This window comes from Thioclava sp. NG1 (genome assembly GCF_003122275.1).
GTDB classification, from domain to species: domain Bacteria; phylum Pseudomonadota; class Alphaproteobacteria; order Rhodobacterales; family Rhodobacteraceae; genus Thioclava; species Thioclava nitratireducens.
This window is the reverse complement of record NZ_QFBB01000011.1, coordinates 1-13107: the sequence shown is the minus strand read 5'-3', so window position 1 is coordinate 13107 and position 13107 is coordinate 1. Positions and strand designations below refer to the sequence as shown.

The window sequence follows — 13107 nt, the reverse complement described above, 5'->3', positions numbered from 1 at the left end:
ACGCTATAGCTCGAGTCGGGTCAAGAACTGGCCATGGAGGGGCGCGATGCGCGACAAGACGATCCTGATCGATCTCAGCACGAGCTATCAGTTCCGCCATTGGCGCCCCATGGGCATCCTTCGGGTGGAACATGAGGTCTGGCGGGCGTTTGCCGCGCACTTCGGCGTGCGGACGGTGCCAGTGATCTATGACGAGGCGCGTGGCGGGTTCTATCGCATCCCTCAGGCGATCTTCGAAGAGGTCATCTTTCGCAACGGTTTTCAGCCGGAGGCGCCTGCGCGCGCCCTCACCGCGCCGCGCCGCTGGCGGTCATGGGCGCGGATCGGGCGGTTTGTCTGCCGAGTCTCGCGCAGATTGCGGGCGGTCGGACGCGACTCGGGGCAGGGCGAAAGACCAAGCGAAGCTGCCCTTCGTGCGCGGCGTGAGAGCGCCGCGGCGGAGGAATTGCTGCGGCTGAGCGGTGACGAATATGCCCAGATGCGCCGCTGGCTCGTACGGCTCGAGCGGATCGCTCCGCCTATCGCGCCGCGCATCCGCGCGCTTGATGCGCTCAATCACCGGGCGCATTACGGGCTCATCGATACGGTCCATGACGAGATCTGCGCCGATCGAAACCGGATTTCGCCCGAGGAAGTGAGTGACTATGTCTCGGCCGGCGGATTCTGGGGCGACGCGCGCTACCGCGCGGCCTATGAGATGCGCCAGTCCCACGGCTGGCGGCTGAGCTACTACATTCATGACCTGATCCCGATCCTCTGGGGGCATGTCGCCGAACCCACTACGCGCAAGACTTTTCCGCCCGCGCTGCATTGGATGCTCTGGGGGGTGGATCGGATCTGGACGAATTCAGAGGTGACGCGGTGCGATCTGCTCGCCTACACCGCCCGCTGCGGCTACCCCGAGTTGGACCCGACCCACGTGCGTGTCGTTGCCCTCGGTGCCGATGCGCTGCCGCGAACTACGCCCGCGGACAATCTCGCGGGAATCTTCGCGCACCGAAGCCTGGAGCCCGGGCGTTACGCCCTCATGGTCGGCACGCAAGAGCCGCGCAAGAACCACGCATTCGCCTATCGCCTCTGGCGGGAGCTGTGTGCGCGGCACGGCGGCGATGTCTTGCCCTTGGTCTGGGTGGGGCAGCCCGGTTGGTCCATCGACCCGCTGCTCACGATGGTGCGCGCCGATCCCGGCCTGCCGCATGGCGCGATCCGCATCCTCGACGATGTGGACGATGCCGAGTTGCAGGTGCTCTACGGCAACTGTCGCTTCACCATCTACCCCTCCCATTACGAAGGGTGGGGCCTGCCAGTCGTGGAATCGTTGCTGCATGGCAAACCCTGTCTCACGTCGGATGCGCCGGCGCTGATCGAAGCCGGGGGCGGGGCCTCCGAGGCGATCGGTCTGTTCGAGGGCGAGCGCTGGCTTGCGCGCGCCGAGGCGCTGATGGTGGACGAGGCGGCCTATCGCGCGGCCTGCGCGCATGTGGAGCGGTTCAAGCCGCATAGATGGGCTGATTTTCGAGTGGCGTTGACCGAAGGCTTCGACGTGGACCCGTCGGAGAAATCTTCACGTCCCGCCACATCCTACGCGCTTTCCGAAAACGCCACGACCTACCGGGAGGACGCCGCATGAAGATCGCCGCTTTCGGTCATTATCCGATCCACCGCCCGCTACATGGCGGTCAGCGCCGGGTCGCAGCGATCGCGCGGCAGGCGCGGGCGGCGGGGCATATCTTTCGCTATGTCCCGATCTATTCGACGCGCGGCTATCCCGACGGCTCCCCGGACGAGCAACGTACGGCGGTGCCGATGGCGCTGCTGTCGCGTCTCCACGATCCGCAGCGCCGAGAGGATCTGCATATATCGGACGCTCTCGCCGCTCATCCATTGATCCCCGGGCTGATCGGCGAGTTGCGCGATTTCGCACCCGACGCGGTGCAGTTCGAGCATCCCTGGCTCTATCCGCTTTTCGCCGAAGCGCTGGAACGCGACCCCATCCTGCGCCTCGCCCGGCTCATCTATTCCGCCCATAATGTCGAGGCGGCGCTGATCGACCCACATTGGCGCGCGCAGGCGGAAGCGCTCGAAGCGGCGCTCGTCGCGGCGGCCGATCTGGTCATCGCGGTCTGCGAGGCCGATGCACGGCACTTCGCGTGCCAGCCGGGCGCGCCGGCGATCGTCGTGGCTCCGAACGGCTGCTGGGCGCCCGATCCCGAGGCGCGTCCACCCGCACCGTTGGATGGGGCTTACGCACTCGTTGCGGGCTCAGCGCATCCGCCGAACGCCACGGGCTATTGGGCGTCTTTTGGCGAAATTCCGGGGTTCCTTCCGCCGCGTAGCCGTCTCGCCGTCGCGGGGGCGATGACCCACCTTATTACCACCGACGCCCGCTATGAACGTTACGCGCAGATGAACGCGGAATTCGTCACGCCCCTGGGCGTGGTGGCGGAAGAAACCTTGAGTGGTCTTCTGCATCACGCCCGCGCCATCTGCCTGCCGATCACCGAGGGAGGCGGCACCAATCTCAAGACCGCGGAGGCGCTTTTGTCCTGCAAGCCCGTCGTCGCGATGCGTCCCGCGATGCGCGGGTTTGAAGACGCGGAGGGGCTGAGCGGCGTTCATGTCGCGGACGATCCTGTGCAGTTTCGTCGCTTGTTGCGCGATGCCATGACGGGGGCGATCGGCTCGCAGCGCCGCCCCGAAGACGTGGCGCAATATGGCTGGCCCGCGCAGCTCGCGCCTCTGATGTCCCGCTATGAAAGTCTCGCCGCATGACGGATTTATCCCTGCAGCCCGTCGCCTTTGCCGATCCGGAACTGGCCGCGCAAATGCGCGCCACGCCTGACGCGATCGACACGTTGTTTCAGGCCTATCTCGGGCGGCCTGCGAAAGCGCGGGCGCAGGCCGCGTTGAAAGAGCGGCGCGCGAGCGTGGCCGATGTCGAGCGGGAGTTGCGCGGGTCGGAGGAATATCGACGCAAGGCCCGGCTTCTGCGCGATCAGGATCGTAGCCAGTACGATGGCGCGATGCTCTACATTGCGCCGGCGCGGGCGGTGTTCTGCCCGATCGCGAAGGTCGCCAATACCTCGGTCAAGGATTGGGCTCTGCGGTTGGTGGGCGATGGACGACCCGAGCCGGGCATGTCGCATTACTGGCTCGATTCCGGACAGAGCCGCATGCAGGCACGCCACTGGGCCTTCGCCGCACGCGCCCGCGTTGATCACGCGCCGGATTGGGTCTCGGTCGCGCTTCTGCGCGATCCCGTCGATCGGCTCGTCAGCTGCTATTGCGACAAGTTCGGGCGCAACCGAATGCACGACTCGGTGCTCCATCATACCCGGTCGGTCTATGCGTTCTTCGCGGGGGGAGACGCGCCGGACCGGGAGATGGTCGAGCGCGGGCTGAGCTTTCGCCAATTCTGTTTCTACATCAACGCCACTGCGCGCGAGGTGCAGGACAGCCACTGGGCGGCACAGTGGAGCTACCTGCAAAATCGCCGCTGGGACAGGCTCTTCGCGCTGGAAAAGATCGAGAGTTTCGAGGCCTTCCTGCGTGAGCGCCTGCCGGAGGATCTGCACGAGATCCGGCTCGGGCTGACCAATGCGGCGCAAAAGACACGCGGGACGCCGACGCGCGATCTCTCCGATGCGCTGCCGGGGGACTGGATGGCGGCGCGCACCCCGCCTTACGAGGCGTTCCTGACGGACGATATTAGCGGCTTCATAGGGGATTACTATGCGCTCGATGCGCGGCTGCATGCGCAGGCGCTGGCCGAGAGCTAGCTTGGCCGGATAGGCGCCTCAGTCGCCTTCGGCCGGGATGCCCAGAAGCGTGATCGCAACCCCAAGCGCAGCAAGTGCCCAGAACGCGTGGCGCTTCGTCCCTTCGGTTTGCAGTGCGGCCAGCACTGCTTGCAGCGCGTAATAGCCCGCGAAGGCGCGCGAGGCGTAGGAGATGATCTGGAACAGGTCGGTCGTCCAGGTCAGCACGATGCCCGCGCCGATCAACACCGGGTAGGCCGCCTTTTGCGGGATTTTCCCACGCGAGAATTCCGCGATCAGACCGCCCGCGCCACCGGTATCGGCCACGGCAGCGGAGAACTGCGCGGCCAGCGCCGCGGCTACCAGCATGGCCGGCAGGATCGGGGCGACGACGCGCATCATGTCGATGATCGCGGTCTCGGTCAGGTTATGGGCGTTGGGCGTGAAGATGTAAGCCAGCAGCGCGATATAGACCATGTAGATCGCGGTCGCGAGCATCTGCGCCCATTTCATCGCAGCGACCCGGGTGTCGGCATCGTAGCTCTTGCCCAGATAGCGCGCGGTCTCGAACCCCTGCACGGTCACGATCAGGCCGAAGAGCAGCCGTAAAGAGTCCCACGGGCCCAGCGTCGGCGCATCGACCACAAGATCGCCCGCGACGGCGACCTTGCCGAAATAGACCGCAAGGCCGAGGATCAGTCCCGCGATGATCGCGAGCTTGAGTGCGACCGAGGCATATTCCATCTGCTCGAGCCGTTTGAACCCGCCCGAGAACCCGGCGATCGCGACGATGGCGAGCATCGTCGTCGTCACCGCGCGCGCCGCGAAATCCGTGTTCCACGGCGTAAGCGAAACCGCGAAGGCCCCGAACAGGTTGAGGTAATAGGCGACCGAGATGACATAGGCGAAGGCGAGTGCGAGCTGTGCCACCTCTTCGATGCGCTTGACGGCGCGGGTGTCGGGCACGTCCTCGGCGCGGATATTGGCGCGCACGGCCGCGCCGAACAGCCATCCCAAGCCACACAAGGCCGCCATCGCAAGCGGCGCGAAACTGCCGTAGCGCACCTCTAGGATCGGCCCCAGCACCAGGAAGCCCGAGCCGATGATCGAGGCCAGCGGCGTCACCATGGCGCGCCAGCGCGGCAGGTCGCGTAGCTGCGGCAGGAACATCGCGGCAAGGACGATCAGGGCGAGAATGAGAATGGCTGCGTCGAGGATCATGGTCGGTCTCAAATGGTCGGTTGCACGCAGCTAGCACGAGGGGGGCAATTAGAAAGGGCCGCGTCAGACGCGGCCCTCGGGTTGTGACGTATTCGGCGCAGTGATCAGAAGCCAGCCTTGATCTTCTCGAACTCGGCCAGTTGCTTTTCTCGCAGCTCCGGCGAGTTCGGCGTCTGTGCGAGGACAGGCGCGTTGATCTCGGTCAGGCCTGCCGTTTCCAGCTGCTCCGGCGGGATCAGTTTCATCGCCTCGGTGTTCGTGTGACCGTAGCCGATCTCGTCGACGAGAACCGGGCCCGCCTCCGGGCGCAGCCATGCGTTCATGAAATCGTAAAGCTTTTCTTCCGAGCCGGGACCGTCCTTGAGGTTCACGAAGCCGCAGAACCAGGTCGACGAGCCCTCTTTCGCCTCGCGCTGGAAGGCGACCGGATAATTGTCGTCCTGCAGATAGGCGACGCCGTCATTCCACGACCACGCGACCAGAACCTCGCCCGAGGCCATCAGCTGGGCCTGCTGCGAGGGGTCGGTCCAGTAAGATTGCACGTTCTTGTTGGCCTCGCGCAGCCAGTCGGCGGCGGCCTGGAACTGCTCGTCGGTGACATTGGTCCAGTCGGTCACGCCGGTCGCGAGATAGGCCAGCGCCCAGACGTCGTCCGAGCTGTCGGGCAGCGAGGTGCGGCCCGCATATTTCGGGTTCACGAAGACATCGAGGCTGGCCACGTCCTCGGCCGGGACCTTGTCGGGATTGTAGGCGATCGCGGTCGCGCCCCAATCGGTCGGCAGATACCAGACGTTCTTGTCGTCATCGACGAAAATCTTCGAGTTCAGGTATTTGGGGTCGATATTCTTGAACTCCGGGATCTTGGAGACATCCCAGGGCTCGATCAGCCCGGCGTCCTTGTATTTCGAGATCATCTGAGAACAGGGATGCGCCGCATCTGCTTTGAAGCCGGAGGCGAGTTTCTGATAGGCCTCGTCGTCATCGCCGTAGAAGGCGTAAGTCGGGCTGTCGCCGTATTTGTCGATATAGGGCTGGAACAGGCCCGGGATTTCGAAGCCGGCCCAATCGAAGATAGTCAGGTCCGGATCGGCGGCCCGCGCGGGCGCGCTCAGTGCGGCCACGGCGATCCCCGCCATAAGGAGAGCAGAAGTCTTCATTGTATCTTCCCTGTTTTGTGTTCGTTTTGTGAAAACGCTAGAGCGGCTTTTTCGCCCTCGCAAGAGGCATTTGCACGGCCGTTAGGCAGGAGTGCCGGGTTTGACGGTGCGGCGCTATGGTCAAGCGGGGCGGATGCGGAAAATTTGGGCGCGACTGAACCGGATCGGGCGCGGCGCGTAGGGAGAGGGAGGCAAAGGAGACGAGCATGAGTGACACCCCCGTCCTGTTATGGCTGCGGCGCGACTTCCGATTCCACGATCATGAGGCGATGGCGGCGGCCGCGAAGACCGGTGCCCCGGTGATCCCGGTCTTCATCCATGACGACCAGGTCGAAGCCTTGGGGGCGGCGGCGAAATGGCGGCTCGGTCTTGCGGTGGAGGCATTTGCGGAAAGCCTCTCGGAGAAAGACTCGAAGCTGATCCTGCGCAAGGGCGCGCCCCTTACTGTGCTCCGTGCGCTGATCGAGGAGACGGGCGCGGGCGCGGTCTATTGGTCGCGCCGCTACGACAAGCCGGGTCGCGACACCGATACGGAGGTGAAATCCGCGCTCTCCGACGACGGGATCGAGGCAAAAAGCTTCACCGGGCATCTGCTGTTCGAGCCTTGGACGGTGGAGACCAAGACCGGCGGCCCCTATAAGGTTTACACTCCCTTTTGGAACGCGGTGAAGGGCACGGATGTCGCGCCGGAAGTTAAGACAGTGTCTGAACTTCGCCCGCCAAGTGATTGGCCAAGAAGCAAAAAGCTGGACGACTGGAAGATGGGAGCGGCGATGCGGCGCGGTGCGGCCATCGTTGCGAAACATGTCAATGTCGGCGAGCGCGCCGCGCAGTCGCGGCTGTCGAATTTCCTGCGCGATCGCCTCTCGGCCTACAAGACGCAGCGTGATGTGCCCGCTTCGGGCGGTACCTCGGGCCTGTCCGAAAACCTGACTTATGGCGAGATCTCCCCGCGTACGATCTGGCATGCCGGTTATCGCGAGATGGCCGAGGGCAACCCCGGTGCGGAAACCTTCCTGAAGGAGCTCGTCTGGCGCGAATTCGCCTGGCACCTGTTCTTTCACTGGCCCGACATGGCCGAGAGAAACTGGCGCGACGAGTGGAACGGCTTCGACTGGCGGCGCGACAATAACGACGCCGAGGCGTGGCGGCGCGGTATGACCGGAGAGCCTTTCGTCGATGCGGCGATGCGCGAGATGTATGTCACCGGCACGATGCATAATCGCGCCCGGATGATCGTGGCCTCTTATCTCAGCAAGCACCTGATGACCGATTGGCGGGTGGGCTTGCGCTGGTTCGAGGACTGCCTGATCGACTGGGATCCGGCAAGCAACGCGATGGGATGGCAATGGGTCGCAGGTCCGGGGCCGGACGCGACGCCCTATTTCCGCGTGTTCAATCCGGAGACGCAGCTGGATAAATTCGATAAGGACGGGCGCTACCGGAAGGATTTCATCGCCGAGGGGCAGGCCAATCCGCCCGAGACGGCGACGGATTATTTCGAAGCGATCCCAGAGAGTTGGGCGCTAACGCCGGATCAGGACTATCCCGATCGACTGATCGATCTCAAGGAAGGGCGGGAGCGCGCCCTGGCCGCGTATGAGCAGCACAAAGGCTAGGCTGTAGCGCTGGTTCGCGGGCTTAGATCAAGGCGTCAGGCGTAGCCTTGATCCGGGTCTCGCGGCCCATGAAATCCAACAGCAGCCAGACCCGTCTCTCGGCATCGACCCTTTCGACCGTCGCCACAAAATCCGCGAACGGCCCGGTCGCCAGCGTGACCGCATCGCCGGGCGCGTAATCCGGCAGCGGCTGAACTTGATCTTGAGTATCGCAGCGCGCGCGCAGCGCCTTGATCATCGCGTCGGGCACCGGCGTCGGGCGACCTGCAAGCGCCACGAGCCGCGTTATCCCCTGCGTCCCGTTCACCGCGCCGAGATGCGCCGAGCCAGGTGTCTCGCGCAGGAAAAGATAGCCTGGAAAGAGCGGCGCGCTGCGGGTCACAAATTTGCCCGACTGGCGGCGCGTCGTCTCGATCATCGGCAGGAAAACCTCGAACTTCTGGCGCGCCAGATTGCGCCGGGCGATGGCGGCGCTGTTGGGCTTGAACTGCGCCACATGCCACGCGCGGGCCGGGCTCTGATCGGTCATGGCTTGGGCCTTTTGTCCAACCGGGGTGTGCTTTGCTGACTGATGGATAGGGCCTGACAAGTCAATCTGACAAGGCGAATTCGTGCGTAAAGATGCGCGCAAAAGTGGTTCCGAGCGTCGTTAACGTAGCGTTAGGAATGACCGTGCAAAGCTCCGACATGGCAGGAGAAACCTGCCGAGATGGGGAGGATGCACATGATCACTCCGGTTCTTCTAGCGGGCGGGTCGGGAACGCGTCTGTGGCCGCTGTCCCGGCGCAGCTATCCGAAGCAATTCGCCGAACTGACAGGGCCGGTAACACTGTTTCAAGCGACGGCAGAGCGGTTGTCGGGCGCGGGTTTCGCGCCGCCGCTGGTGCTCACACAATCCGACTTCCGCTTCATCGCGACCGAGCAGCTTGCCGCGGTCGGCATCGATCCCGGCGCGGTGATGCTGGAGCCCGAGGGGCGCAACACCGCCCCCGCCATTCTCGCCGCGGCGCTCTGGCTCCGACGCGAGGCAGGGGAGGAGGCGCTGATGCTGGTCGCGCCCTCGGATCATGTCATCGCCGACGCGCAGGCGTTTCAGGAGGCGATCGCAGGCGCAGAGCTTGCGGCGCGGGGAGGGCGGTTGGTGACCTTTGGCATTACCCCCGACCGGGCCGAGACGGGGTATGGATATCTCGAACCTTCTCAGGAGTCAGGCGTCGGCGGCCCCGTGCCCCTGGTCCGGTTCATCGAAAAGCCCGATCTCGTACGGGCGCGCGCCCTCTATGAAAGCGGCGATTACCTATGGAATTCCGGCCTCTTTCTGTTTTCCGCGGGCGCGATCCTCGAAGCCGCGCGAACCCATGCGCCGAGCCTCCTCGCGCGCGTCGAGGCGGCATTCGCTGCCGCGCGCGCCGATCTGGGTTTTCTCCGACTCGACCCGGATACCTGGGGGGATGCGCCCGACATCTCGATCGATTACGCGATCATGGAACGCGCGGGCTGCGTCTCCGTGATGCCGGTGCAGGCGGGCTGGTCGGATCTGGGCGACTGGGAGGCGGTGCGCCGCGCGGCCCCGGCTGCGCGTTCCGACGGGGTCGCGCTGTCGGGCGCTGCCACCGCGATCGATTGCCGCGACAGCCTGCTGCGCTCGGAAGATTCGCGGCTACAGATGGTCGGGATCGGGCTCGAGGACGTGATCGCGGTGGCGATGCCCGACGCGGTCCTCGTCGCGCATCGCTCGCGCGCGCAGGATGTGAAAGCGGCGGTTAACGCGCTCAAGGCCCGCGACGCTGCGCAGGCGACAGACTTCCCGCGCGATCACCGACCTTGGGGCGGGTTCGAGAGCCTCGTCACCGGCGATCGGTTCCAGGTGAAGCGGATCACGGTGAAGCCCGGCGCGGCGCTCAGTCTGCAAAGTCACCACCACCGGGCCGAGCATTGGATCGTCGTTCAGGGCACCGCCCTCGTGACGCTTGGCAAGGAAGCGCGCCTCGTGACGGAAAACGAATCCGTCTACATTCCGATCGGCGAGACGCACCGGCTCGAAAACCCCGGAATGATGCCGATGGTTCTGATCGAAGTGCAGACCGGGGCCTATCTCGGGGAAGATGACATCATCCGCTACGAAGATGTCTACATGCGCGCAGTGGGCGAATAGCACGTGCTCGGCGGCGGGTCGCCGCCCGGCAGTGCAAATCGGTGACAATTCCTTGGAAAAGCAGCAATTCGCGTTTCAGAGGAGTGCGACTCTCTGCTAGGTCTCCAATTGATTGTGACCGAGGCGGATTTTCCTGACATGTTGGCGCGCCCCTACCGCTCCCGTTTTCTCTTCTTTGCTACGGCGAGCAGTGCGCTCGCGGGTCTCGGCTTCGGCCCCGCCTGCGCGCAATCGGCCGACAGGGCCTGGGGCTATAACAGCTATGGCATCCCGGGGCTGATCGACATGCCCGTCGCGGGCAGTCGCGAGGATGCGGAACTTGGCTTCAATGTCTTCGCCTTCGCCGGGCAGACGCGCGTCTCGGCCGCGTTCCAGATCACGCCGCGCCTGTCGGCTGGCTTCCGATATTCGACGATCAAGAACTACATGGGCGGCGGTACGCTCTACGATCGCAGTTTCTCGATCCAGTATCGGTTCCTCGACGAGGGGCGCTTCTGGCCTGCGATGGCGTTCGGCATCAACGACATGACCGGCACCGGGGTCTATTCCGGGGAATATGTCGTGGCGACCAAGTCGATCTCGCCGAAACTGCGCGCGACGGCGGGGATCGGTTGGGGGCGTCTTGGGTCGAATAACGGCTTCGACAATCCGCTGGGCGTGCTGAGCGATCACTTCAAGACGCGCGGAGATCGCACCGGGGCGCAGGGCGGGACTTTCCAGCCGCAGCAATGGTTTACCGGGGATGCGGCACTGTTTGCGGGCGTCGAATGGCAGGCGACGGACCGGCTGCGGCTGATGGCGGAATATTCCTCCGACGCCTATACGCGCGAGGACGGTCCGACCTTCGATCGCAAATCCCCGGTCAACATCGCCGCGCAATACAAGATCAACGATCAGGCCTCGATCACGGCGGGCTATCTCTACGGAACCGATTTCAGCGTGCAATTGAGCTACGCGCTGAACCCCAAGCACAACGCGCATCCGAGCGGGCTGAAAGATGCACCGCCGCCGGTCGTACCGCGCGCGGGCGTCGAGGCGGCGAAAAGCTGGACGAACGATCCGGCCTATCTGACGGCGAAGCTGCGCCCGGCCTTGGCGCAACAGGGACTGGTGCTGGAAGGTGCGAAGCTCAGCGGCTCCACCCTTGCGATCCAGATTCGCAACGACCGATACAACGCGCCGCCCGAAGCGCTCGGGCGCGCCGCGCGGGTGCTGAGCGCGCAGGCCCCTGCTATGGTCGATCGGTTCGCGATCACCCTGTCGGAAAATTCGCAGCCCGTCTCGACCACGACAATCCGTCGGGACGACCTCGAGGCCTATGAATTCCACCCCGTCGGCGGCGAACTGATGCGCGCCCATGCACAGATCGACGGCGCGCCCCCTCGGCTGCCGGTCGCGCCCGGCACCTACCCGCGCTTTTCCTGGGGTGTCGGCCCTTATTTGCTTCCGGGCCTGTTCGACCCGGACGATCCGTTGCGCGCCGATCTGGGTGTAAGCGTGCAGGCACAATACGAGATCGCGCCAGGCCTGTTGCTGTCGGGGCGCGTGAACCAGAAGGTGATCGGCAATCTCGATCAGGCGAACCGGCCGTCGGATTCGGTGCTACCGCATGTGCGCTCGGATGCGTGGCTCTATTACAAGGGGTCGGGTCCGACGATTCCGGAACTGACGGGGGCCTATTTCTTCCGTCCGGGACGCGATCTCTTCGGGCGTGTGACGGCCGGCTATCTGGAGCCGATGTTCGCGGGTGTCTCGACCGAGCTTCTCTGGGCGCCGGAACACAGCCGCCTCGCCCTCGGGGCCGAGCTTAACCGGGTACGCCAGCGCGGCTACGACCAGCGCTTCGATCTGCGCGACTACGAGGTCACGACGGGCCATCTATCCGCTTATTATCAGTTCACCGACCAGTTCTATACGCAGCTCGATGTCGGCCGTTACCTCGCCGGCGACTGGGGCGCGACGCTGAGCTTCTCGCGCGTTTTCGACAATGGCTGGAAAGTCGGGGTCTATGCGACGAAGACCGATGTGTCCTCGGAAGATTTCGGCGAGGGCTCGTTCGACAAGGGCTTCATGATCACCATCCCGCTGCACTGGGCGACCGGGCAGCCGACGAAGCAGCGCTATTCGACGGTGATCCAGCCGATCGTGCGCGACGGCGGGGCGCGGTTGGGTGTGGCCAACAGGCTTTACGGGATGGTGCGCGAAGATCAGCCTGCCTCCTTCGACGGAAATTGGGAGCGGTTCTGGCGATGAGATCACTTGTTTTCGGCGCGGCGCTGCTGGCGGTCGCGGGCTGTGCGCAATTCGACAAACTGGGCAACACGATGACGCTTACGGGCGGAGGGGCCGTGCGGCAGGGCGCGCCCGTGCGATCCGCAACGAATGGTGAAGGTGTGGGCGTGAAGGTGGTGACGCGAGCAGTTCCGAAGCGCGGGCTCGAAGTTGTCATTCCGTCGCGCGACGCGAATGCGACCCTGTCTCTGGCCGGGCGGAATGGCACCGTCGAGACCTGGCGGTCCGGAGACGATATCACCGTGTCGGTCGATCGGGGCGTGGTGGTCGCAACCCGCGGCTTGGGCGACGATCTGATGGCGGCGGATTCGGGGCCGACGCTCGCCGCCCTTCGCAGCGCCAAGTTGGACGCCTATCGCCGGACCTACCGCTTCCTTACGGCGGACAATCATGCGGACTATGTGTTGCTCGGCTGCAAGATGACTGCGGCTGGAAATGAAACCCTCGCAGGGCTGAAATTGTTGCGCCACGAAGAACAATGTCGCAATCCGAAGATGGCAATAACCAATATTTACTGGACCGATGAAACGGGACGGATCCAGGCCGGGCGGCAATGGGTTTCCCCCACTGTGGGGCAGATCGCGATCGGCGTGCTCGACTAAACTGAATGGGCCTCGGGTATCAATTAACCCTATGGTTCACCAAAAGATTAATGTAAGATAATAATGTCTTACCTATCCCAACCTGATCGGAGGTTTCGATGACGAAGTTCTTTACGGGTGCCGTTGTAGTGGCAGCCACTCTTGCTGGTGCCCTTCCGGGTGCGGCCCAGAACCTGCAAGCGCCGGCCAATCTTAGCCACGACGCGCTCGTTGCCTGGGCAAAAGCGAATAATGTTTGCGACACGGCTGTGGTCGACGCTGTGTACAATAATAAAGGTGAGGCCGTGGTATCCTGCACGGCGG

General features: G+C 64.3%; 11 protein-coding genes. 8 read left to right on the top strand and 3 right to left on the bottom strand.

The features are described 5' to 3' along the window. The first annotated feature begins 46 nt into the window (after positions 1 to 46). Genes DEM26_RS17165 through DEM26_RS17155 form a run of 3 tightly spaced genes read left to right on the top strand, consistent with a single transcriptional unit; the run spans position 47 to position 3779 of the window. Positions 47 to 1630: a glycosyltransferase gene (locus DEM26_RS17165; protein ID WP_109172929.1), complete on the top strand. Its 1584-nt coding sequence runs from the start codon at positions 47 to 49 to the stop codon at positions 1628 to 1630. Next, complete coding sequence (locus DEM26_RS17160) at positions 1627 to 2772, top strand: glycosyltransferase (protein WP_109172928.1); 1146 nt, start codon at positions 1627 to 1629, stop codon at positions 2770 to 2772. The genes DEM26_RS17165 and DEM26_RS17160 overlap by 4 nt, the downstream gene beginning before the upstream one ends. After that, positions 2769 to 3779, top strand: coding sequence for a sulfotransferase family 2 domain-containing protein (locus DEM26_RS17155; RefSeq protein WP_109172927.1), 1011 nt, complete (start codon positions 2769 to 2771; stop codon positions 3777 to 3779). Before DEM26_RS17160 ends, DEM26_RS17155 begins: the two co-directional genes overlap by 4 nt. A gap of 18 nt (positions 3780 to 3797) precedes the next feature. On the opposite strand, the gene DEM26_RS17150 is transcribed toward DEM26_RS17155, so the two are convergent. Further along, positions 3798 to 4979 (bottom strand): hypothetical protein, encoded by a 1182-nt coding sequence (locus DEM26_RS17150; protein ID WP_199224693.1) that lies wholly within the window; start codon positions 4977 to 4979, stop codon positions 3798 to 3800. A gap of 104 nt (positions 4980 to 5083) precedes the next feature. Further along, positions 5084 to 6136 (bottom strand): ABC transporter substrate-binding protein, encoded by a 1053-nt coding sequence (locus DEM26_RS17145; RefSeq protein ID WP_088722726.1) that lies wholly within the window; start codon positions 6134 to 6136, stop codon positions 5084 to 5086. A gap of 206 nt (positions 6137 to 6342) precedes the next feature. On the opposite strand from DEM26_RS17145, the gene DEM26_RS17140 reads away from it, so the two are divergent. Next, the gene (locus DEM26_RS17140) at positions 6343 to 7755 is read left to right on the top strand and encodes a cryptochrome/photolyase family protein (protein ID WP_109172926.1); all 1413 of its coding nucleotides are present in this window, start codon (positions 6343 to 6345) and stop codon (positions 7753 to 7755) included. Between the two features lie 22 nt (positions 7756 to 7777). Here the strand turns inward: DEM26_RS17140 and nusG are convergent, their stop codons facing one another. Beyond that, entirely contained in the window at positions 7778 to 8284 is a 507-nt protein-coding gene (gene nusG, locus DEM26_RS17135; RefSeq protein WP_088722728.1) for a transcription termination/antitermination protein NusG, read from the bottom strand. A 195-nt stretch (positions 8285 to 8479) separates the two neighbouring features. Here nusG and DEM26_RS17130 point away from each other — a divergent pair, with 195 nt between their 5' ends. The 4 genes from DEM26_RS17130 to DEM26_RS20725 form a co-directional block, all read left to right on the top strand. Continuing rightward, positions 8480 to 9910 (top strand): mannose-1-phosphate guanylyltransferase/mannose-6-phosphate isomerase, encoded by a 1431-nt coding sequence (locus DEM26_RS17130; RefSeq protein ID WP_109172984.1) that lies wholly within the window; start codon positions 8480 to 8482, stop codon positions 9908 to 9910. Between the two features lie 138 nt (positions 9911 to 10048). Continuing rightward, positions 10049 to 12163 carry a YjbH domain-containing protein gene (locus tag DEM26_RS17125; protein WP_109172925.1) on the top strand — a complete coding sequence of 705 codons (2115 nt, stop codon included), beginning with the start codon at positions 10049 to 10051 and terminating at the stop codon, positions 12161 to 12163. Beyond that, positions 12160 to 12804, top strand: coding sequence for a YjbF family lipoprotein (locus DEM26_RS17120; protein ID WP_109172924.1), 645 nt, complete (start codon positions 12160 to 12162; stop codon positions 12802 to 12804). The genes DEM26_RS17125 and DEM26_RS17120 overlap by 4 nt, the downstream gene beginning before the upstream one ends. A gap of 98 nt (positions 12805 to 12902) precedes the next feature. Continuing rightward, positions 12903 to 13107, top strand: a 205-nt coding sequence (locus DEM26_RS20725) for a hypothetical protein (protein WP_233243170.1), incomplete at its 3' end; no start/stop codon positions are given.